This window comes from Rathayibacter sp. AY1D1 (assembly GCF_002932635.1).
GTDB lineage: Bacteria > Actinomycetota > Actinomycetes > Actinomycetales > Microbacteriaceae > Rathayibacter.
In genome coordinates, this window is sequence record NZ_PSVY01000003.1 from 29,058 (window position 1) to 51,128 (window position 22,071).

A 22,071-nucleotide genomic window follows, 5' to 3' on the forward strand; every position below is an offset into this window, starting at 1 on the left:
CGGAGCGTCGCACGGGCGCACTAGCGTCCCTCCGTGCCCGACACCGCCGATGACGCCCTCCGTCCCACTCCCGAGCTGCTCCGCACGCTCACACCCGCCGACGCGCGGGACCTCGTCGTGCTGGACGAGGACGACGACGATCCGGTGCTCCTGCGCCGCGACGGCACGCAGGTCGACACCTGGCGCGAGGGCTACCCCTACGACGAGCGGATGTCGCGCGAGGAGTACGAGGCGGGCAAGCGCCTCCTCCAGATCGAGCTGCTGAAGCTGCAGAACTGGATCAAGAAGCACGGGCGCCGACTCGTGGTCGTGTTCGAGGGGCGCGACGCCGCGGGCAAGGGCGGCACCATCAAGCGCTTCACCGAGCACCTCAACCCGCGCGGAGCCCGCGTGGTCGCGCTCGAGAAGCCGACCGAGCGCGAGGCCGGTCAGTGGTACTTCCAGCGCTACGTCTCGCACCTGCCGGCCGCCGGCGAGATCGTCCTCTTCGACCGCTCCTGGTACAACCGGGCCGGCGTGGAGCGCGTGATGGGCTTCTGCACGCCGGCGCAGTACGACGAGTTCATCCGCCAGACGCCGCTGTTCGAGCGGATGCTCGTCGGCGACGGCATCGATCTGGTGAAGCTGTGGTTCTCGGTCTCGGCGGAGGAGCAGCGCACCCGGTTCACGATCCGCATGATCGACCCCGTGCGCCAGTGGAAGCTCTCGCCGATGGACCTCGCCTCGCTCGACAAGTGGGGCGACTACACCGCGGCCAAGGAGGCGATGATGGCGGCGACCGACACCGCCGACGCTCCCTGGACCATCGTGAAGAGCAACGACAAGAAGCGCGCCCGGCTCGAGGCCATGCGCTACGTCCTGAGCCTCTACGACTACGACGGACGCGACGAGGAGGTCGTGGGCCCGCTGGGTCCGGACCCGCTGATCGTCGGATCGGCCGCGGACGTGTACGAGCGCGGCGAGCACGCCGCAACGAGCTGACCGGGGGGACGGACATGGGGGAGTCGGGGATCGGCGCGGAGCTGCCGGGGGTGCACCTGCGCTGGCTGGCGCTCGACGAGCAGACGCTGGACGCCGAGCGGCTGCTGCCGCTGCTGAGCGACGAGGAGCGCGAGCGCTACACCGGCACGGTCGCCGCGTCGGCGGCCGAGCGCTTCGTCTTCGGGCGGGTGCTCCTGCGGATGCTCGCGGCCGAGCTCACGGGGACGCGCGCGTCGGAGGTCCGGGTCGTCGCGTGCTGCCCGCGCTGCGGGGGCGCGCACGGCCGGCCGCGGCTGGAGGGACGCGGGATCGCGCTCGAGCTGCTGTCGGTGAGCATCGCGCACTGCGCGGGCGCCGTCGTGGTCGCGGCGAGCAGCGCCGGTGCGGTCGGCGTCGATGTGGAGCCGACGCTGGGCACGCCCGAGCGCGGGGAGCGGATCACGCGCATCGCCGGGGCGCCCTTCGCCACGGGCGGGATGCGCCCCGCCGACCCCGTCCTGCACTGGACCCGGATCGAGGCCGCGCTGAAGGCGGACGGCCGCGGGCTCGAGCTCGACCCGCGCCGGGTGCACGTGCACGAGTCGCACCACGCGGCGGAGGCGCGGATCGACGGCGTCCGCTTCCGGCTGGCCGAGCCGCAGCTGGACCCCGCGCTGCGGGTCAGCGTCGCCCTCGGGCCGATGGGGGACGCGGGCGCCGGGCCCATCATCGGCTGGCGGCGCGAGCACGGCGACGCGCTCGCGGACTCGCTGGTGTCAGCGCCGGGACGGTAGCGGCGGCAGCTCCTCGTCGAGGAGCCAGGTGTCGAGCAGGTCGTCCACGCCCTCGCCGAGGACCTCGGTGCAGAGCTCGCGGAACTCCTCGTCGGTGACGGCGGCGGAGGAGTAGCGGGACGTCCACTCCCGCAGCAGCCGGAGGAAGGGCTCGTCGCCGACGGTGAGCCGCAGCGCGTGCAGGGTGAGCGCGCCGCGCTTGTAGACGCGGTCGTCGAAGAGTGCGACCGGCCCCGGATCGGCGAGCACGAGATCCTGCGCCGCAGCCCGCAGCACCGCGTGGTGGCGGCGGGCGCAGGCGTCGGCGGTGGCGCGGCCCGACTCCTCCGACCACAGCCACTCCGCGTAGCAGGCGAACCCCTCGTTGAGCCAGATGTGGCGCCACCGGGCGATGCCCACGCTGTTGCCGAACCACTGGTGCGCGAGCTCGTGCGCGATGAGGCGCTCCGAGCCGCCGCGGCCGTCGGCGTGGTTGGCGCCGAACACCGCCATCGCCTGCGCCTCGAGCGGGATCTCCAGCTCGTCCGCCGTGACGACGACGCAGTAGCGGGCGAAGGGGTAGGGCCCGAACAGCCGCATGAACAGGGCGAGCATGCGCTCGAGCGAAGCGAAGTCGTGCGCGACCCGAGCGGCCAGGGCGGCGGGGCGGGCGAGGGTCACCGCGACGCCGGCGAGCACGCACTCCTCGATCGCGTAGCGGCCGATCTGCACCGAGGCGAGGTACGCGGCGCTGGGCTCGCGCTGCTCGTAGAGCCAGGTGCGGCGGCCGGAGCGGGCGCTCGAGTCGATGAGCACCCCGTTCGCGAGCACGGCGTAGCCCTCCTCGGCGGTGACGCGCAGGCGGTACGGAGCCTTCTCGGCGACGTCGTCGTTGCAGGGGAACCAGGTGGAGGAGCCGGAGGGCTGCGAGGCGACGAGCACCCCGTCCTCCAGCTCCTCCCAGCCGAGCTCGCCCCAGTGGGTGGCGCGGGGGGCGGGGTGGCCGCTGTACTCGATCTCGACGTCGACGCTCTCGCCGGCGGCCAGCGGCTCGGCGGGGGACACCCGCAGCTTGTGCGGCGCCTGCTCGTGGCGGGCGCGGCGTCCGTCGATCCGGACGCGGGCCACGCGGAGCCGGGAGAGGTCGAGGGAGAACCGCCGGAGCGGCTGCAGCGCGACGATCCGCAGCACGGCCCGGCCGGCCAGGCGGTTCGAGGCGACGCGGTAGTCGAGGTCGAGGTCGTAGGACTCGACGCGGTAGCCGGTGTTCCCGATGCCGGGGACGTAGGGGTCGCCGGCGGTCTCGAGCCCGGTCAGCGCGGGGCTCACGCGACGGGCGCGTGGTAGTCGGCGACGCGCACCTCGCGCCACGGGCCGATCGGGTTGCCGCTCCAGCGGCTGCCCGCGGGCACGAGCTCCCCCCGCATGACGAGCGAGGCCGGGCCGACCGTGCCGTGCTCGGCGATCCGCGCGGCGGGGAGGATCACGCTGTGCGGGCCCAGGGTGGCGCCGGCGTCGAGGCTCACGAGATCCATGCTCATGATTCGATCATGGAACAGGTGCGTCTGCACGACGCAGCCCCGGTTCACGGTCGCTCCGTCGCCGAGCGAGATCAGATCGGCCTCGGGGAGCCAGTAGCTCTCGCACCAGACGCCGCGTCCGATCCGGGCGCCGAGGCTCCGCAGCCACCAGACCAGCGCCGGAGTGCCCGCGGCGGCGTGGGCGAACCAGGGCGCGGCGACCATCTCGGTGAAGGCGTCGGCCAGCTCGCTCCGCCAGACGAACGAGGACCACAGCGGCTGCTCGCTCGGCTCGACCCGCTGGATCAGGATCCACTTCGCGGCGGTGGAGACGGCCGCGGCGACCGCCCCGGCGGCCAGCAGCACGACGCCTCCCGCGAGCGCGGCGAGCACCGCCCCGAGCGTCTGGATCAGCGCGAGCAGTCCGGCGACCACGCCGAGGCCGATCGCGACCGAGACGACCACCGGGACGAAGCGGCCGAGCTCCCACGCGATGCGGGCCGCGCGGAGTCGGCGGGCCGGGCGGAAGGTGCGCGCCGACTCCGCCTCGACGACGGTGCGCCGCAGCCGCACGGGAGGTGAGCCCAGCCACGACGAGCCCGCCTTCGACTTGCGGGGCGCGGAGGAGAGGACGGCGACGAGTCCGCCGGCGGGCACGGTGTGGCCGGGCGCGGCCATGCCGGAGTTGCCGAGGAACGCGCGCTCGCCGATCTCCGCGCGGGCGAGCCGCATCCAGCCGCCGCCGAGCGCGTAGGAGGCGACGAGCGTGTCGTCGGCGAGGAACGCGCCGTCGCGGATGGTCGTCATCGCGGGCAGGAGCAGCACCGTCGAGGCCTCGACGTCGCGTCCGACCTTCGCGCCGAGGAGCCGCAGCCAGACCGGGGTGAACAGGCCCGAGTAGAGCGGGAAGAGCAGGACCCGCGCGGAGTCGAGCAGCCGCTCCGTCGACCAGACCTGCCAGCCGATCCGACCGCGCACAGGGTGGGTGCCCGGCTCGACGCCCCGGCCGAGCAGGCGCACCAGGACGACGACGAGGGCGGCGAGGACGACTCCGGAGACGGCGACGGCGGGCACGAGGGCGACGAGAGCCGGCCCGAGCGCGGCGCCGAGGCCGGCCGAGCCGCGCACGGCGGCGGCCACGACGGCGAGCCCGGCCGCGAGGGCGAGGACCGGGACCGCCGCGAGGCCGACCGCGGACGCTCCGTACGCCCAGACCCAGCCCGGGCGGCGCGCCGGGCGCTCCGAGGGGAACCCGGCGTTCGCCCTGCCGAGCCGCTGGGCGGGGGATCCTCCCCAGCGCTGCCCGGCCGGCACTCGCCCGAAGACGGCCGATCCCGGCTCGATCTGCGCGTGCTTGCCGATCCGGGCGCCGGGGAGGAGCGTGCTGCGCGCGCCCACCGTGCTGCCGGCGCCGACCCGGACGGCGCCGACGCGCAGGACGTCGCCGTCGATCCAGTAGCCGGAGAGGTCGACCTCCGGCTCGATCGCGGCGCCGCGCCCGAGCGTGAGCATCCCGGTCAGCGGAGGGAGGGAGTGCAGGTCGACGTCGTCGGCGATGCGGGCGCCGAGCGCGCGGGCGTAATAGGCGACCCAGGGCGCGCCCGCGAGGCTCACGGCCTTGAGCTGGAACGCGATCTGCTCGGCCAGCCAGAGCCGGAGGTGCACGCTCCCGCCGCGCGGGTGGTCTCCGGCTCGGATCCCGCGCAGCAGGGTGCGCGCGGCGAGGACGGTGAGCCCCATCCGCCCGAACGGCGTGAGGAAGAGCGCGAACGCGGGGATCAGCGCGGCGAGCGGAGCGGTGGGCAGCCAGCCGAACCCCGGCACCAGGTCGAGCACCGCGGTGACGGTGAGGATCGCAGTGACCCAGCGGGCGCTGCCGAGCACGAGCAGCGGTGCGCCGAGGAGGGTCTGCAGCACCCGCATCCTGAGGGGGACCGGCGCGATGCGGTGAGCGGACACCTCCGCAGTGCCGGTCGAGCGGCTCTGGATCTCGGCGGCCATCGCCGCGAGACGCGGGTGGGCGTAGACGTCGGCGACCGTGAACTCGGGGTCGCGCTCGCGGATCCGCGCGACCAGCTGGGCGGCGGCGAGGGAGCCGCCGCCGAGGTCGAAGAAGTTCGCCCGCTCGTCGACCGGCACGCCGAGCACGTCGCGCCAGAGGGCGGCGAGCCACGCCTCCTCGGGGTCGAGGGAGGCGTCCTCGGTCGTGCCCACGGCGAGCGGCCAGGGGAGTGCGGCGCGGTCGACCTTGCCGGAGACGCGGGTCGGCAGCTCCTCGACCACGGCCAGCAGCGGCACGAGGGATGCGGGCAGCTCCTCACGCAGGCGGGCGAGCGCCGCATCGCGGTCGAGCTCCCGGCCGCCGGCGAGGGCCAGGTAGCCGACGAGGACCTGGTTGCCGGCCGCCGTGGTGCGGACCGCGGCCGCCGCCCCCGAGACTCCGGGGAGCGCCTGCAGCGCCGCCTCGACCTCGCCGAGCTCGATCCGCCGACCGCCGAGCTTCACCTGGTCGTCCGCGCGCCCCTGGAAGACCAGGCCGGCGCTCTCGAAGCGCACCAGGTCGCCGGAGCGGTAGGCCCGCTCCCAGCCCAGGAGCGGTGCCGGCGCGTACTTCTCGGCGTCCTTGACCGGGTCGAGGTAGCGCGCGAGCCCGACCCCGCCGATGACCAGCTCGCCGACGTCGCCCTCGCCGACCCGCTGCCCGTCCGCATCCACGACGGCGAGCCGCCAGCCGTCCAGCGGCAGCCCGATGCGCACCGGGGGAGGCCCGCCGAGGGGCGCGGCGCAGGCGACGACGGTGGCCTCGGTCGGCCCGTAGGTGTTCCAGACCTCGCGGCCCTCGACGGCCAGGCGCTCGCCGAGCTCCGGCGGGCACGCCTCGCCGCCGAAGATCAGCAGGCGGACGTTCTCGAGCGACTCCGCGGGCCAGAGCGCCGCGAGGGTCGGCACGGTCGAGACCACGGTGATGCCGTGCGTGGTCAGCCAGGGGCCGAGGTCCATGCCGCTGCGGACCAGCGAGCGGGGAGCGGGGACGAGGCAGGCGCCGTGCCGCCAGGCGAGCCACATCTCCTCGCAGGACGCGTCGAACGCGACGGAGAGACCGGCCAGCACGCGGTCCCCGGGGCCGAGCGGCTCCGCCTGGAGGAACAGGCGCGCCTCGGCGTCGACGAAGGCGGCGGCGGAGCGGTGGCTGACCGCCACTCCCTTGGGGGTTCCGGTGGAGCCGGAGGTGAAGATGATCCAGGCGTCGTCCTCGAGCGAGGGCGGCTGCAGCAGCGGGATCGACGCCGTGCTCGGGTGCGGCGCGCTCGCGGTGAACAGGCGCGCGGCCGGCTCGTCGGCGCCGGTGCGCTCGAAGCGGCCGGAGCCGGTGATCACGCCGCGGACGGCGGCCTCGCCGAAGACGAGGCGCGCCCGCTCCTCGGGGTCGTCCGCGTCCACCGGGACGTACGCGGCTCCCGCGGCGAGGACGGCCAGGATCGCGAGGTAGAGCTCGCGGGAGCCGCTGGGCATGCGGATCCCGACGCGGTCGCCGCGTCGGACCCCTGCGGTGGTGAGCTCGCCCGCGAGCTGCACCGTGCGGGCCAGCAGCTCCCGGTAGCTGAGCGCGCCGGCCGGGTCCTCCAGGGCGGAGGCGTCCGGGTGGCGCTCCGCGGTGTCGCGGAGGACGTCGACCAGCGTGCGGGGAGGCGGGGTGGCCGCTCCGGCGTCGAGCACGTCCTGGGGGCCGGCCGTCTCGGTCACGTCTCGTCTCCGTCCCGGCCGCGCGATCGGGAGCGCGGCGGCCGGGGCGACACCGTAGGGAGGCGGAGTGACGCGGAGGTGAACAGGCGGGGTCGGCCCGCCCGGCTCAGTGCGCCATCGGGAGCGGCGCGTCCGACTCCGCCGGGCGGCGGACGAAGAACGCGGCCACGATCGCGACCGTCGCGATCGACGCGCCCCACAGGAACGCGGAGTGGATGCCCCCGGCGTAGGAGGCGACCTCGTCGGCTCCGCCCTGCGCGAGCTCCGCCGACCGGATCGAGAGGACGGTGACGAACAGCGCCGTGCCCGCCGCGCCGCCCAGCTGCTGCACGGTGCCGATGATCGCGCTGCCGTGCGAGTAGAGCGAGGGGCGCACCGAGCCGAGGCCGGCGGTGAACAGCGGCGTGAAGACGAAGGCGAGGCCCAGGCTGAGGGTCACGTGCAGCGAGAGGACGAACCAGGGCGACGAGTCCGCCGCGAGCAGGGTGTACCCCCACAGCGCGCCGGCGACGACGATGGAGCCGGGCACGAGCAGCACGCGCGGGCCGAAGCGGTCGTAGCCGCGGCCGACGAACGGCGCGAGCAGGCCCATCAGCAGGCCGCCGGGGAGCAGGAGCAGCCCGGTCTCCAGCGGAGTGAGGCCCAGCACGTTCTGCGTGTAGAGGGGCAGCAGGATCAGGGTGCCGAAGAGCGCCGACATGCTGACCGCCATCATCGCGATGACGATGGTGAAGTTCGCGGAGGTGAAGGTCCGGAGGTCCAGCAGGGCCCGGTCGGTGCGCTGCAGCAGCAGCTGGCGCGCGATGAAGCCCGCGAGGCCGAGGCCCGCGACGACGAACGGGATCCACGGCGCGACGACAGCGCCTCCGCCCTCGCCGAGGCTCGACAGTCCGTAGACGAGGCCGCCGAAGCCGAAGACCGAGAGGACGACCGAGAGCGAGTCGATCGGGATGGAGCGGGGCTCGGTGACGTTCTCGACCTTGCGCAGGCCCAGGAGCAGCGCGCCGATCGCGATCGGCAGCACGATCCAGAACATCCAGCGCCAGCCGAGGAAGTTGAGGATGACGCCCGAGATCGTCGGTCCGACGGCCGGAGCCACCGAGATGACGATCGAGATGTTGCCCATCATCCGGCCGCGGATCGCCGGGGGCACCAGCGTCATCACGGTCGTCATCAGCAGCGGCATCATGATGGCCGTGCCGCCGGCCTGCACCACGCGGGCCGCCAGGAGGACCGCGAAGGTCGGGGCGAGCGCGGCGGTGAGGGTGCCGAGGCTGAAGAGGATCATCGCGGCGGCGAAGAGCGTGCGGGTGTGCAGCCGCTGGATCAGGTAGCCCGTGATCGGGATGACGACGGCCATCGTGAGCATGAAGGCGGTCGAGAGCCACTGGCCCACGTGCGCCTCGACGTCGAAGTCGCGCATGAGGTCGGGCAGCGCCACGCTCATGATCGTCTCGTTGAGGATCACGACGAACGCCGACACCAGCAGGAGGCTGATGACCAGGCGGCTGCGCGGTTCGAGGGTCGTGGCGGCGGCGGGTGCGGCGGGCCGCGCGGCGGGAAGGGTGCTGCGCTCGGTCACAGGTGTTCTCCGGTCGTGAGGGGGATCGGTGTGAGGGGCGCATCGACGGCTCGACTCGCGGGCGCGGATGCGGGGTACGGACGGAGAACAGCGGCGGACGCCCCGGACATTCCCGATCGACGGGGATCCGCTGCGAGAGGTCTCAGGTGAGGACCGCGGAGAGCGCGGAGGACGCGGCCTCGGCCTCCTCGAGCGTGGCGCCCTCGCCGAAGCTGAACCGCACGGCGGTCCGGGCGACGTCGGGGTCGAGGCCGAGGGCCAGCAGCGCGGGCGAGGGCTCGTCGCGCCCGGCGGCGCACGCCGAGCCGCTCGAGACGACGACGCCGCGCTCCTCCAGCTCGAGGAGCGTCGACTCGCCGCTGCGCCCGGGGACGGCGTAGGCGGCGATCGAGGGGAGCCGGTGCGCCGCGGAGCCCAGCGGCACGGCCCGGGGCGCCAGGGCCGCGACCCGCTCGGCGAACGCGTCCCGGACGGCTCCGACCCGCGCCGCGCGGTCCGGGTCGAGCAGGCGCACCGCGGTGCCGAGCGCGACCGCGAAGGCCACGTTCTCGGTGCCCGAGCGCCGCTCCCGCTCCTGGCCGCCGCCGTGCAGCAGGGGCTCGAACGGGAGCCGGCTGCGCAGCAGCAGCGCCCCCACGCCCTTCGGCGCCCCGAGCTTGTGCCCGGAGACCGAGACCGCGTCGGCGCCCCAGCCCGCGACGTCCAGCCAGCCGGCGGCCTGGACGGCGTCCACGTGCAGCGGCACGCCCCGCGATCGGCAGAGCGCCGCTATCGCCGGAACGTCCTGCACCGTCCCGATCTCGTTGCTCGCCGCGATCACCGAGACCAGCGCGGTGTCCGGCCGGACCAGCGCGGCGAGCGCGTCGAGGTCGAGCAGGCCGGTCGCGTCGACGGGGGCCGTCGACACCTCGAAGCCGTGCAGGCGCCGGAGGTGGTCGGCCGACTCGACGGTCGCCTCGTGCTCGAGCGCCGAGATCACCAGGTGCCGTCCGCGCGGCGACCCCAGCGCGAGGCCCTTGACCGCCGTGTTGATCGACTCCGTGCCGCCGGAGGTGAAGAGCGTCTCGGAGGCGCGGCCGCCGAGGAAGCGGGCCACGTGAGCGCGCGCCGCCTCCAGCGCGCGCGCCGCGGCGTCGCCGAGCGAGTGGCTGCTCGACGGATTGCCGTACTCGGCGGTGAGGAACGGCCACATGGCCTCCAGCACCTCGCGGCGCACGGGCGAGGTCGCGGCGTGGTCGAGGTAGATCACTCGACCGCGATGTCCAGGCCGAGGTCGAGCGAGCGGACGCTGTGGGTGAGCGCGCCGACGGAGATCACGTCGACCCCCGCCTCCGCGATCGCGCGCACGGTCGAGAGGTCGACGCCGCCGCTCGCCTCGACCACGGCCCGCCCGCCGATGAGGGCGACGCCCTGGCGGAGCAGCTCGGGGGTGAAGTTGTCGAGCATGATCGTGTCCGCGCCTCCCGCCAGCGCGGGCTCGATCTGGTCGAGCCGGTCGACCTCGACCTCGAGGTGCGCCGTGTGCGGGATCGAGGCGCGCGCCGCCCGCAGGGCCGCGGTCAGGTCGATCCCGCGCGCGGCGAGCACCGCGAGGTGGTTGTCCTTCGCCAGCACCGCGTCCGAGAGCGAGAAGCGGTGGTTGCGGCCGCCGCCGCTGCGGACGGCGTGCCTCTCGAGCGCGCGCAGGCCCGGCGTGGTCTTGCGGGTGTCGACGATGCGGGCGCGCGTCCCCTCCACCGCGGCGACGTACTGCGCCGTCAGGGTGGCGATGCCGCTCATCCGCTGCACGAGGTTGAGCGCGACCCGCTCGCCGCGGAGCACGCCGCCCGCGGGGCCCTCGATCCGGGCGAGGGTCTGCCCGGCCTCGAAGACCGCGCCGTCCTCCACGAGCACCGAGCAGCGGATCCGGGAGTCGACCTGCCGCATCGTGCCGACGAGGACGGCGCCGCCGCTGAAGACGCCGGGCTCGCGGGCCACGAGGGCTGCGCTCGCGGTGGCGTCCGCGGGGAGGAGGGTGTCGGAGGTCAGGTCGCCCCAGGGCGCGTCCTCCTCGAGGGCGAGGGTGACGACGCGGTCGATGCTCTGGCGGGTCAGCACGGAAGGGCCGCCTCTCTGGTGGGGGCGGCGGCGCTCGCCGTCGCGGGGTCGGGGGAGTCGGTGCGGTGGTGGGCGCCGACGGAGTGCGTGCGCGCGGTCGCGGCGTCGATGAGAGCGAGGGCGCAGGTCAGCAGGTTCGCGTCCTCGAGCGTCCTCAGTCCGAGCGGAGCGGGCGAGGCGGAGGCGACGAGCGCGTCGCGCGCCGCTGTGAGCCCCGCCGCGTCCCGGGAGAGGCCGGCTCCCGCCCACATCGCGTCCTGGAGAGCGGTGCGGTCGAGCGTCATCGGGACGACGGCGCGGGGAGGCGCGACCGGGCCGCCGCTCCAGGAGAGGGAGTCGAGGGCGAGCGCCGCGCGGCGCGCGAACACGACGCCCTCGAGCAGGCTGTTGGAGGCGAGGCGGTTCGCGCCGTGGACGCCGGTGCGGGCGACCTCGCCCACTGCGAGCAGCCCGGGGAGGCTGGTGCGCCCGTCCAGGTCGGTCGCGATCCCGCCCATCCAGTAGTGCGCGGCCGGAGTCACGGGCAGCAGGTCGTCGGCGAGCGAGAGCCCGTTCTCGCGGCAGGCCGCCGAGATCGTCGGGAACCTCTTCGCCAGCACCTCGGGGTCGATCGCCCGGGCGTCCAGGTGCACGGGCAGCCCGCCCTGCAGCCGCATCCGCTCCGCGATCGCGCGCGCCACGACGTCGCGCGGCGCCAGCTCGGCCTCGGGGTGCACCCCGACCAGGAACCGCTCGCCCGCGGCGTCGCGCAGCACCGCGCCCTCGCCGCGCACCGCCTCCGAGACGAGGAAGCCGCCCGGCAGCGCGAGCGTGGTCGGGTGGAACTGGTAGAACTCCAGGTCCGCCGTCTCCGCTCCCGCCCGCAGTGCGGCGGCCAGCCCGTCCCCGGTCGCGACGGACGGATTGGTGGTGTGCCGGTAGAGCTGCCCGGCGCCTCCCGTGGCCAGCACGACCGCGTCGGCCGTCAGGCGCTCGAGCACGCCGTCGTGCAGGACGTCGGCGCCCGTGACCGAGCCGCCCTCCCGCACCAGGTCGACCAGGGCGGCGTGCTCGCGCACCTCGACGGACGAGCCCCGCACCGCCGCCACGAGCGCGGCCTCGATCGCGGCGCCCGTCGCGTCGCCGCCGGCGTGCAGGATCCGCGGACGCGAGTGGGCGCCCTCGAGTCCCCGCGCCAGCTCGCCGCCCTCGCGGTCGAAGCCGACGCCCCACTCCTGCAGCACCGCGACCGCCTCCGGCCCCTCGGCGCAGAGCACCTCGACCGCCGAGCGCACGGCGAGGCCCGCACCGGCGGTGAGCGTGTCCTCCACGTGCAGCGCCACGGAGTCGCCCGGCGCCGTGACCGCGGCGATCCCGCCCTGCGCGGCGCGCGTCGACGACTCCGCCAGCGCGCCCTTGGTGACGAGCAGCACCTCGTGGCGGCGCTGCGCCGTCAGCGCGGCGACCAGCCCGGCGATGCCGCTGCCGACGACGACGACCCGCGCCATGTCAGACCGCCGCCGGCCCGGCGGGCGGAACGGCCGCGAGCATCCGCTCGAGGGCGATGCGCGCCTCGGCCTGCACCGACTCCGCGACCTCGATCCGGTTGAGCACCGTCCCCGCGACCAGTCCCTCGAGCACCCAGGCGAGGTAGCCGGGGTGGATGCGGTACATGGTCGAGCAGGGGCAGACCACGTCGTCGAGGCAGAAGATCGTGTGCTGCGGGTACTGGACGGCGAGGCGCTGCACCAGGTTGATCTCGGTGCCGATCGCGAAGGTCGATCCCGCGGGTGCCGCCTGGATCGCCTTCACGATGTAGTCGGTCGAGCCGTACTCGTCGGCCGCGTCGACGACCGCCATCGGGCACTCCGGGTGCACGATCACGCGCACGCCCGGGTGCTCGGCGCGCGCCTTCGCGATCTGGGCCGTCGTGAAGCGCTTGTGCACCGAGCAGAATCCGTGCCAGAGGATCACCTGCGCGTCCAGGAGCGTCGCGGTGTCGGAGCCGCCCTGCGGCTTCCGCGGGTTCCACATCGGCATCCGCTCCAGCGGCACGCCCATCGCCTTGGCGGTGTTGCGGCCGAGGTGCTGGTCGGGGAAGAACAGCACCCGCTGCCCGCGCGCGAACGCGTCCTCGAGCACGGTCGCCGCGTTCGAGGAGGTGCAGACCACGCCTCCGTTGCGGCCGCAGAACGCCTTCAGCGCGGCGGAGGAGTTCATGTACGTGACCGGGACGAGCGGCACGCGGCCGTCGGCGTCCGGCTCGGTGCCGTAGAGCTCGGTGAGCTCGGCCCAGGCGTCCTCGACGGAGTCGATGTCGGCCATGTCCGCCATCGAGCAGCCGGCCGCCAGGTTCGGGAGGATCACGGCCTGCTCCGGACCGGAGAGGATGTCGGCCGTCTCCGCCATGAAGTGCACGCCGCAGAAGACGATCGCCTCGGCGTCGGGCCGGCTCGTCGCCGCCTTCGCCAGCTGGAACGAGTCGCCCACGTAGTCGGCGTACTGCACCACCTCGTCCCGCTGGTAGAAGTGCCCGAGCACGACGACCCGCTCGCCGAGCGTCTCCTTCGCCGCGAGGATGCGGTGGTGCAGCTCGTCGGCGCTCGCCGTCGTGTACTCCTCCGGCAGACGTCCCTGGACCGGGGCGTCGGCCGGGATCGGGTCGGCCTGGGAGGCGCCGGGCCCGTAGGCGGGCAGGCCGAGGTCGAACGACCAGGGGGCCTCCGCGAGCTCGGGCGCGCAGGTGGCGCCGGGCGCGGAGCCGCCCTCGATGAGCCGGATGGTGCTGTCGACGGATGTCACGGTGTTCTCCTCGTGAGGCGGGTGGGGGAGTCGGGCGGCGCGCTCAGACGGGCAGCGGGCCGTTGTCGACGAGCGCCGCCGACTCGTCGTAGCGGTAGAGGCGCGGGGGACGGTGGCGGGTGCCCGTCAGGCGCTCCCCGGTGGGCACCACGGTGCCGGAGCTCTCGATCGTCCGGCGGAAGTTGGCCGGGTCGAGGGGCTTCTGCAGGACGGCCTCGTGGACCTCCCGCAGTTGGGACAGGGTGAAGGCGCCGCCGAGGAAGGCCTGCGCGATGCGGGAGTACTCCATCTTGTTGCGCAGGCGCCAGAGGGCGTAGTCGACGATCAGTCCGTGGTCGAAGGCGAGCTCGAGCGGCAGATCGGTGCAGAGCCAGGCGACGTTCTCTCCCACGATGGCCTCGTCGGCCTCGGCGGAGCGCACGAGCGCCCAGTAGACGATCGACACGACGCGGTCCTCGCCGGGGGAGCGGTCGGTGCCGCCGACGGCGTAGAGCTGCTCGAGGTAGCGCGGAGCCAGGCCCGTGGTCTCGCGGAGAGTGCGGCGGGCCGACTCGGCGAGGTCCTCGTCCGGATGCAGCGGTCCGCCGGGCAGTGCCCAGAGTCCCTCGAACGGCTCGCGGATGCGCCGGACGACGGGGATCCAGACGGTGCTCGCTCCGGTCTCCGGGTGCGGCCGCAGGGCGAAGATCACCGTCGACACGGCGAGCTGCACGTCCGGCATCCGGTGCCCCCTACTAAGAGTCGCACCGACTGTAAGTGCTGAGATCACCTTAGTGTCACGAACACCTGAACACCTAGCGGAAGAGGCGACACGCCGCGCAGGGTCCGCCCTCACCGCTAGGCTGACCGCAGAACCGAATACCGGGCCGCAATACGCGACGCGGGAGAGCCGACTCCGGTCGGCACCGAAGGAGCAAGCCTCCCCGCCAATCTCTCAGGTCTTGTACCGCGTCGAACTGGCCACTCTGGAAAGCGATCCGCTCGGATCCGCCCATGGTGAAAGCGCTCGACCCCTCGGGGCGGCGCGAATCTCTCAGGCTCCACGACAGAGGGGGAGTTCCCACGGCACTGCTGTGCTCTGCCGCGAACGCGGCGCGAGTCCAGCACTGCGACGAAATGGAGAACTCATGTCCGAGACCCCGACGACCAGCCCCGAAGCCCGCTACTCGCCCCTGCACGAGGTGCACGTCGCCGCCGGCGCGTCCTTCACCGACTTCGCCGGGTGGCAGATGCCGGTCCGCTACTCCGGCGATCTCGCCGAGCACCACGCCGTGCGCACCGCCGCCGGCCTCTTCGACCTCTCGCACATGGCCGAGATCCTCGTCGTCGGCCCCGAGGCGGTCGACGCCCTCGACTACGCGCTGGCGAGCGACATCTCGGCCGTCGCCGCCGGCCGCGCGAAGTACACCCTTCTCCTGGAGCGCACGGGCGGCGTGATCGACGACCTCGTCGTCTACCGCACGGGCGAGGACCGCTTCATGGTCGTCGCGAACGCGGCCAACCGGCACATCGTCGTCGAGACGCTCCGCGACCGCACCGCGATGTTCGAGTGCGAGCTGTTCGACGAGAGCGACGACGTCGCCCTCATCGCGCTGCAGGGCCCGCGCTCGCTCGAGATCCTGCAGAACGTCCAGGGCCTCGCCGTCGAGACCGAGCGGGGAGCGGAGTCGGTGCTCGACACGGACGACGCCGCCCGCCTGCTCGCGGAGCTGCGCTACTACCGCGCCGTGCCCGCGACCTTCGAGGCGCACCCGATCCTGATCGCGCGCACCGGGTACACAGGCGAGGACGGCTTCGAGATCTACGTCTCGCCCGACTCCGCTCCCACGCTCTGGCAGGCTCTCGCCGAGACCGGCGCCGGAGCGGGCCTCGTCCCCGCCGGCCTCGCCGCCCGCGACACCCTCCGCCTCGAGGCGGGCATGCCGCTCTACGGCCACGAACTCTCCCGCGACGTCTTCCCCGCACAGGCCGGCCTCGGCCGCGTCGTCGCCTTCGGGAAGCCGATCGACTTCGTCGGCCGCGCGGCCAGCGAGGAGGGTCCCTCCGGAGACGCTCCCGTGCTCGTCGGGCTCGTCGGCGAGGGCCGCCGCGCCGCCCGTGCCGACTACACCGTCCTCTCCGGCGACGACGAGGTCGGAGTGGTCACCAGCGGCGTCCTCTCGCCGACCCTGGGCGTCCCGATCGCGATGGCCTACGTCGCCCCCGCCTCCGCGCAGCCCGGGACGGCGCTCGCCGTCGACATCCGCGGCACGCGCCTCCCGATGACCGTCACCGAGCTCCCCTTCTACTCGAGAAAGAAGAACTGACATGGCCGTGCCCACCGAGCTGCAGTACACCTCCGACCACGAGTGGATCCGGGTCGACGGAGAGGTCGCGACCGTCGGCATCACCGCCTACGCCGCGGACAAGCTGGGCGACGTCGTCTTCGTCGAGCTCCCCGAGGCGGGAGCCCGCGTCGAGGGCGGCAGCGTCGTCGGCGAGATCGAGTCGACCAAGTCGGTGGGCGAGCTGTTCGCCCCCGTCGACGGCGAGGTCCTCGAGGCCAACACGGCCGTCGTCGACAGCCCCGAGCTCGTCAACTCCGACCCGTTCGGCGAGGGGTGGCTGATCCGGGTCCGCTTCGACGCCCTGCCCGACGGCCTCCTCGACTCCGCCGCCTACACCGAGCTGGTCGGCGAGTAGATGGCGGCCACCAGGACCCCCGGCGCCTTCGAGTCCCGCCACATCGGGACCGACGCCGACGCGCAGCGCACCATGCTCGCGGCTCTCGGGTACGACTCCGTGGAGGAGCTCGTCACCGCCGCCGTCCCCGAGTCGATCCACGTCCGCGACCTCCCGCAGGTGCTGCCCGCTCCGGCCACCGAGACGGAGGCGCTCGCCGAGCTGCGCGCCCTCGCCGCGAGGAACACGGTGCGTCGGCCGATGATCGGCCTCGGCTACTACGGTACGCACACCCCCGCCGTGATCAAGCGCAACGTGCTCGAGAACCCCAGCTGGTACACGGCCTACACGCCGTACCAGCCCGAGATCTCGCAGGGGCGCCTGGAGGCGCTGATCAACTTCCAGACGATGGTCTCCGACCTCACCGGCCTCGACACGGCCGGCGCGTCGATGCTCGACGAGGGTACGGCCGTCGTCGAGGCGATGCTGCTCGCGCGCCGCGCCTCGAAGGCGCGCACCGACGTCTTCGTCGTCGACTCCGACGCTCTCCCGCAGACCCTCGCGCTGCTGCGCGGCCGGGCGGAGGCCGTCGGCATCCGCATCGTCGAGCTCCCGCTCTCGCGCACCGCCGCGGAGGAGGTGCCGGAGTGCTTCGGCGCCCTCGTGCAGTACCCCGGCGCGTCCGGGCACCTCTGGGACCCGTCGGCGGTGCTCGCCGCGGTGAAGGCCCACGGCGGCCTGGCCGTCGTCGCCGCCGACCTGCTCGCGCTGACCCTGGTGCGCTCGCCGGGCGAGCTCGGCGCGGACGTCGCGGTCGGCACCACGCAGCGCTTCGGCGTCCCGCTGGGCTTCGGAGGACCGCACGCCGGCTACCTCGCCGTCCGCAAGGGACTCGAGCGCCAGCTGCCCGGCCGCCTCGTCGGCGTCAGCCAGGACGCGGACGGCCACCCCGCCTACCGCCTGTCCCTCCAGGCCCGCGAGCAGCACATCCGCCGCGAGAAGGCGACCTCGAACATCTGCACCGCGCAGGTCCTCCTGGCGGTCATGGCGGCGATGTACGCGGTCTACCACGGGCCGGACGGGCTCGCCGCGATCGCCGAGCGCGTGCACGGCCGGGCCGCGCTCCTCGCGCGCCTCCTCCTCGACCGGGGCCACTCCCTCCGGCACGCCGACTTCTTCGACACCGTCTCGGTCGTCGTGCCCGGCGGCGCGGAGGCGGCGGTCGCCCGCGCCCGCCAGGCAGGCTTCGACGTGCGCCTGGTCGACGCCGACACGGTCTCGGTGTCGATCGACGAGACGGTCACCGACCTCGAGGTGATCGCCGTCGCGACCGCCGTCGGGCAGCTGGACTCGTCGTTCGGCTTCCTCAGCGGCTCCGCGCGGAGCATCCCCGCCGAGCTCGACCGCCGCACGCCGTTCCTCGTGCACCCGGTCTTCAGCAGCCACCACAGCGAGACCTCGATGATGCGCTACCTCAAGCGCCTCGCCGACTCGGACTACGCGCTGGACCGTGGCATGATCCCGCTCGGCTCCTGCACCATGAAGCTCAACGCCGCCACCGAGATGGAGGCGGTCAGCTGGCCCCAGTTCGCGGACCTGCACCCGTTCGCCCCCGAGGCGGACGTGCAGGGCTCCCTGGCGCTGATCGACCAGCTGGAGGGGTGGCTCGCCCACCTCACCGGCTACGACTCCGTGTCGCTCCAGCCCAACGCCGGCTCGCAGGGCGAGCTCGCGGGCCTGCTGGCGATCCGCGGCTGGCACCGGTCGAACGGCGACGAGGACCGCACGGTCTGCCTGATCCCCTCGAGCGCCCACGGCACCAACGCCGCGAGCGCGGTCCTCGCCGGCATGCGCGTCGTCGTCGTGGCCTGCGACGAGCTCGGCAACGTCGACCTGGACGACCTCCGGGCGAAGATCGCCGAGCACGCGGGCTCCCTCGCCGCGCTGATGATCACCTACCCGTCGACCCACGGCGTCTACGAGCACGAGGTCGCCGAGATCTGCCGCCTCGTCCACGAGGCCGGCGGACAGGTGTACGTGGACGGCGCGAACCTCAACGCGCTTCTGGGCTTCGCCCGCTTCGGAGACTTCGGCGGCGACGTCTCGCACCTCAACCTGCACAAGACGTTCTGCATCCCGCACGGCGGAGGCGGTCCCGGCGTCGGTCCCGTCGCCGCGAAGGCGCACCTCGCGCCGTTCCTGCCCGGTCACCCGCTCGCGCAGCGGCTCGAGCACGGCGTGGGCACGCAGGGCGAGCGGATCGTCCACGGCGGCGCACCGGTGTCGGCAGCGCCCTACGGCAGCCCCGGCATCCTGCCGATCTCGTGGGCGTACGCCCGGATGATGGGCGAGGAGGGCCTGCGGGCCGCGACCGGGGCGGCCGTCCTCTCGGCCAACTACGTCGCCGCGCGCCTCCGCGAGCACTACCCGGTGCTCTACACGGGGGACAACGGGCTCGTCGCCCACGAGTGCATCCTCGACATCCGCCCGCTGACGGCGGCGACAGGAGTGACCGTGGACGACGTCGCCAAGCGCCTCGTCGACTACGGCTTCCACGCCCCGACCATGAGCTTCCCCGTCGCCGGGACCCTGATGGTCGAGCCGACGGAGAGCGAGGACCTCGCCGAGATCGACCGCTTCATCGACGCGATGATCGGGATCCGGGCCGAGGCCGACCGCGTCGGCGCGGGGGAGTGGCCGGTGGACGACAACCCGCTGCGCGGCGCCCCGCACACCGCCGAGTGCCTGACGGCCGAGGAGTGGACGCACCCCTACAGCCGCGAGCAGGCCGTCTACCCGGTCCGCTCGCTGGTGCGCGGCAAGTACTGGCCGCCGGTCCGCCGGATCGACCAGGCCTACGGCGACCGCAACCTCGTCTGCGCCTGCCCGCCCATCGAGGCCTTCGCCTGATCCGCCCGCACGCGCTCGTCCGCAACCGAGGGTGAGAGAGCAGGAACGGAGCCTCGAGCCCGTCCTGTCATCTCCCACCCTCGGCTGCGGACACCGTCGGTCCCGCACAGGCGCGGAGTGGGGCGCAGTTCTCCCGATCCGGGGGGAACGGCGCACGGCGACTCCGATGCACGAGGGAGCCCGACCGTGTGGAACGCGTGGTGGAGGTGCCGGCAGGGCTCGACGGAGTCGCGACGAGCGAGCAGCTCCACCGTGCGGGCGTCACGCCGCGGCAGTGGAGAGCCGCGGCGCGGTCCTGCGGCTCCTCGGATGCGATCGGTCCGACGTCACGTCCGCGGAGCCGGCGGCGCGAACAGCTCGGGCCAGAGGGCGACGGCCAGCGGGTACCCGACGAACGAGACGATGTCGATGATCGAGTGGGCGATCACCAGGGGCAGGGTGCGGCCGAAGCGCTGGTAGAACAGTCCGAACACCAGGCCCATGACCACGTTCCCGATGAAGGGCCCGATGCCCTGGTACAGGTGGTAGCTGCCCCGGAGCAGCGCACTGGTCACCAGGATCCGCCACCGCCCCCAGCCCAGATCGCCCAGGCGGGCGAAGAGGTACCCGATCACGACGACCTCCTCCTGCACTCCCGCCCGGATCGCGGAGAGCACGAGCACCGGCACCGTCCACCAGTACGCGTCCAGCGGCGAGGCCACCACCGCCACGGTGATGCCCAGCGCGCGTCCGACGGCGTATAGCGCGATGCCCGGCGCGCCGATCGCCACCGCGAGGACGGTCCCGGTCCCCAGGTCCGCGAACGGCCGGCGCAGGTCGAGCCCCAGGCGCCCGAGCGGACGGCCCGAGCTCTGCCAGAGCAGGAACGCGCAGAGGGCCACCGGCACCAGGTCGAAGAAGAGCGCGAGCAGCTGGTAGACGAGGTCGAAGCCCGGGCGGTCGCTGAGGGCGCCGTTGATCGTCGCGGTCTGGTCGGCCAGTGCGGTCGAGCGGGTGAGCCGGTTGGCGATGGAGACCACCGAGTAGACCGCGGAGGCGCCCAGCGAGAGCCCGAGGACCAGCAGGATCTCGATGCGGATCCGGCGCCGTCCGGGCGCGGATCCTGACAGGTCGGTGGACACTCCGTGCGTCTCCTCTGAAGTCGATGTGTTGCGCGACGGCCGCCCGGTACGCACGTTTCGTGCAGAACAGCGCAAGGATTCCACCTCCCGGTTACCGCTGTGTAACGGTTGCCACATGCTTTTGTGCAGATAGCGGGCGAATACATAGTCTCGTTGAAGGCATCCGCGCGACGGCCACCAGTCTCGTGCGCCGCCGCCGTCGCCACGCGCACGGCACTCCACGCGTCAGGGAAACCACTTCTCGCGCGCCCCCACATCACTGGAGGAATAGTGAACATCAGACGTTACGGATTCGGGGCTCTGGCGCTCGTCGCCGCGAGCACGCTGGTCCTGGCCGGCTGCAGCAGCTCGAACGACTCGGGCGGAGGTGCATCGGGAGGCGACGCCGCCGCGATCATCTCCACGAACGGCTCCGAGCCGCAGAACCCGCTGATCCCGACGAACACCAACGAGGTGGGCGGCGGCAAGATCCTCGACGAGATCTTCGCGGGCCTGGTCTACTACGACGCCAAGGGCGCCCCCGAGAACGACGTCGCCGAGTCCATCGAGTCGGACGACGCGCAGAACTACACGATCAAAATCAAGTCGGGCCTGACCTTCACGAACGGCGACCCGGTCACCTCCAGCTCGTTCATCGACGCCTGGAACTACGGCGCCAAGCTGTCGAACAACCAGCTCAGCGCGTCGTTCTTCTCGAACTTCGAGGGCTTCAGCGACACCGAGGACAGCGAGCTCACCGGCCTCAAGGCCGTGGACGACACCACCTTCACCGTCGCGCTCAAGTCCCCCCAGTCGGACTTCCCGATCAGCCTCGGCTACTCGGCGTACTACCCGCTGCCCGCCGCCGCGTTCGACGACATGGCCGCCTTCGGCGAGAACCCGATCGGCAACGGCCCGTACAAGCTCGACGGCGACGACGCGTGGCAGCACGACGTCCAGATCGAGCTCGTCAAGAACGACGAGTACACCGGCCCCCGCGAGGCCCAGAACGGCGGCCTGAAGATCGTCTTCTACGCCACCCAGGACGCCTCCTACGCCGACCTCCTCGGCGGCAACGTCGACGTGATCGACCAGATCCCGGACTCCGCCTTCGGCACCTTCGAGAGCGACCTCGGCGACCGCGCCGTGAACCAGCCCTCGGCCGTGTTCCAGTCCTTCACCATCCCGGGCCGTCTCCCGCACTTCGACGGCGAGGAGGGCCAGCTCCGCCGCCAGGCGATCTCGATGTCCTTCGACCGCAAGGAGATCACCGACGTGATCTTCGAGGGCACCCGCACCCCGGCCTCCGACTTCACCTCCCCGGTGATCGACGGCTACAGCGACGCCCTCTCCGGCGCCGACGTGCTCGAGTACAACCCCGACGAGGCCAAGGCGCTGTGGGCTCAGGCCGACGCGATCAGCCCGTGGGACGGCACCTTCAAGATCGCCTACAACGCCGACGGCGGCCACCAGGGCTGGGTCGACGCTGTGACCAACTCGATCAAGAACACGCTGGGCATCGACGCCGAGGGCGACGCGTACCCGACCTTCGCCGAGGCGCGCACCAAGATCGTCGACCGCTCGATCGAGACCGCGTTCCGCACCGGATGGCAGGCCGACTACCCGAGCCTCTACAACTTCCTCGGACCGCTCTACGTGACCGGCGCCTCGTCCAACGACGGCGACTACTCGAACCCCGAGTTCGACACCCTCCTCCAGCAGGGCCTGTCGGACGCCGACGCCGACGCTGCGAACAAGACGTTCCAGCAGGCCCAGGAGATCCTCCTGAAGGACCTCCCGTCGCTGCCCCTGTGGTACGCGAACGTGACCGGCGGCTACGGCGAGGGCGTGTCGAACGTCGAGTTCGGCTGGAACTCGGTGCCGCTCTACTACGAGATCACCAAGAACTAAGCTCGAACCACTGGGGCGCTTCGCCCGTGCCG

Annotated in this window: 15 protein-coding genes and 1 riboswitch; of the genes, 6 read left to right on the top strand and 9 right to left on the bottom strand. The window is 73.3% G+C overall.

All coding sequences use genetic code 11. The features are described 5' to 3' along the window. Positions 1-120 precede the first annotated feature (120 nt). Both ppk2 and C5C56_RS03130 read left to right on the top strand, forming a co-directional pair. Complete coding sequence (gene ppk2, locus C5C56_RS03125) at positions 121-981, top strand: polyphosphate kinase 2 (protein WP_244230712.1); 861 nt, start codon at positions 121-123, stop codon at positions 979-981. Positions 982-995: 14 nt separating this feature from the next. Beyond that, positions 996-1,754 (top strand): 4'-phosphopantetheinyl transferase superfamily protein, encoded by a 759-nt coding sequence (locus C5C56_RS03130; RefSeq protein WP_104319094.1) that lies wholly within the window; start codon positions 996-998, stop codon positions 1,752-1,754. Here the strand turns inward: C5C56_RS03130 and C5C56_RS03135 are convergent. The 8 genes from C5C56_RS03135 to C5C56_RS03170 form a co-directional block, all read right to left on the bottom strand. Continuing rightward, positions 1,737-3,062 carry a M1 family metallopeptidase gene (locus C5C56_RS03135; protein WP_258065553.1) on the bottom strand — a complete coding sequence of 442 codons (1,326 nt, stop codon included), beginning with the start codon at positions 3,060-3,062 and terminating at the stop codon, positions 1,737-1,739. The two genes, C5C56_RS03130 and C5C56_RS03135, sit on opposite strands and share 18 nt — an antisense overlap. Beyond that, positions 3,059-6,997, bottom strand: coding sequence for a Pls/PosA family non-ribosomal peptide synthetase (locus C5C56_RS03140; protein WP_181137552.1), 3,939 nt, complete (start codon positions 6,995-6,997; stop codon positions 3,059-3,061). The genes C5C56_RS03135 and C5C56_RS03140 overlap by 4 nt, the downstream gene beginning before the upstream one ends. A 106-nt stretch (positions 6,998-7,103) precedes the next feature. Further along, positions 7,104-8,579: an MDR family MFS transporter gene (locus tag C5C56_RS03145; protein WP_104319096.1), complete on the bottom strand. Its 1,476-nt coding sequence runs from the start codon at positions 8,577-8,579 to the stop codon at positions 7,104-7,106. 142 nt (positions 8,580-8,721) lie between these two features. Beyond that, the gene (locus C5C56_RS03150; protein WP_104319097.1) at positions 8,722-9,828 is read right to left on the bottom strand and encodes a cysteine desulfurase family protein; all 1,107 of its coding nucleotides are present in this window, start codon (positions 9,826-9,828) and stop codon (positions 8,722-8,724) included. Continuing rightward, the gene (gene nadC / locus C5C56_RS03155) at positions 9,825-10,676 is read right to left on the bottom strand and encodes a carboxylating nicotinate-nucleotide diphosphorylase (RefSeq protein ID WP_104266935.1); all 852 of its coding nucleotides are present in this window, start codon (positions 10,674-10,676) and stop codon (positions 9,825-9,827) included. Before nadC ends, C5C56_RS03150 begins: the two co-directional genes overlap by 4 nt. Beyond that, positions 10,670-12,163, bottom strand: coding sequence for an L-aspartate oxidase (gene nadB / locus C5C56_RS03160; RefSeq protein ID WP_104309072.1), 1,494 nt, complete (start codon positions 12,161-12,163; stop codon positions 10,670-10,672). The genes nadC and nadB overlap by 7 nt, the downstream gene beginning before the upstream one ends. A 1-nt stretch (position 12,164) precedes the next feature. Then, a complete protein-coding gene (gene nadA / locus C5C56_RS03165; protein ID WP_104222968.1) occupies positions 12,165-13,457 on the bottom strand; it encodes a quinolinate synthase NadA in 1,293 nt (430 codons plus the stop codon). Between the two features lie 43 nt (positions 13,458-13,500). Further along, positions 13,501-14,178: an NUDIX domain-containing protein gene (locus C5C56_RS03170; RefSeq protein WP_104222969.1), complete on the bottom strand. Its 678-nt coding sequence runs from the start codon at positions 14,176-14,178 to the stop codon at positions 13,501-13,503. A 150-nt stretch (positions 14,179-14,328) separates the two neighbouring features. Further along, positions 14,329-14,416, top strand: a riboswitch (glycine riboswitch). A gap of 168 nt (positions 14,417-14,584) precedes the next feature. Here C5C56_RS03170 and gcvT point away from each other — a divergent pair. Genes gcvT through gcvP form a run of 3 tightly spaced genes read left to right on the top strand, consistent with a single transcriptional unit; the run spans position 14,585 to position 19,028 of the window. Then, the gene (gene gcvT, locus C5C56_RS03175) at positions 14,585-15,763 is read left to right on the top strand and encodes a glycine cleavage system aminomethyltransferase GcvT (RefSeq protein ID WP_104222970.1); all 1,179 of its coding nucleotides are present in this window, start codon (positions 14,585-14,587) and stop codon (positions 15,761-15,763) included. 1 nt (position 15,764) lies between these two features. Further along, entirely contained in the window at positions 15,765-16,139 is a 375-nt protein-coding gene (gene gcvH, locus C5C56_RS03180) for a glycine cleavage system protein GcvH (RefSeq protein ID WP_104237541.1), read from the top strand. Then, positions 16,140-19,028 carry an aminomethyl-transferring glycine dehydrogenase gene (gene gcvP / locus C5C56_RS03185; RefSeq protein ID WP_104319098.1) on the top strand — a complete coding sequence of 963 codons (2,889 nt, stop codon included), beginning with the start codon at positions 16,140-16,142 and terminating at the stop codon, positions 19,026-19,028. Between the two features lie 326 nt (positions 19,029-19,354). Here gcvP and C5C56_RS03190 read toward each other — a convergent pair whose 3' ends face one another. Then, positions 19,355-20,149, bottom strand: a complete 795-nt coding sequence (locus C5C56_RS03190; protein WP_258059269.1) for a CPBP family intramembrane glutamic endopeptidase — start codon at positions 20,147-20,149, stop codon at positions 19,355-19,357. Between the two features lie 270 nt (positions 20,150-20,419). Here C5C56_RS03190 and C5C56_RS03195 point away from each other — a divergent pair, with 270 nt between their 5' ends. Continuing rightward, positions 20,420-22,039 (top strand): ABC transporter substrate-binding protein, encoded by a 1,620-nt coding sequence (locus C5C56_RS03195; protein WP_104232745.1) that lies wholly within the window; start codon positions 20,420-20,422, stop codon positions 22,037-22,039. The last annotated feature ends 32 nt before the right edge of the window (positions 22,040-22,071 follow it).

What these genes read in the sequence shown, in the direction of transcription:
- C5C56_RS03130 (WP_104319094.1), top strand. Translation starts at nt 996, where the DNA reads ATGGGGGAGTCGGGGATCGGCGCGGAGCTGCCGGGGGTGCACCTGCGC.
- nadB (WP_104309072.1), bottom strand. Translation starts at nt 12,163, where the DNA reads ATGGCGCGGGTCGTCGTCGTCGGCAGCGGCATCGCCGGGCTGGTCGCC.
- gcvH (WP_104237541.1), top strand. Translation starts at nt 15,765, where the DNA reads ATGGCCGTGCCCACCGAGCTGCAGTACACCTCCGACCACGAGTGGATC.
- gcvP (WP_104319098.1), top strand. Translation starts at nt 16,140, where the DNA reads ATGGCGGCCACCAGGACCCCCGGCGCCTTCGAGTCCCGCCACATCGGG.
- C5C56_RS03170 (WP_104222969.1), bottom strand. Translation starts at nt 14,178, where the DNA reads ATGCCGGACGTGCAGCTCGCCGTGTCGACGGTGATCTTCGCCCTGCGG.
- gcvT (WP_104222970.1), top strand. Translation starts at nt 14,585, where the DNA reads ATGTCCGAGACCCCGACGACCAGCCCCGAAGCCCGCTACTCGCCCCTG.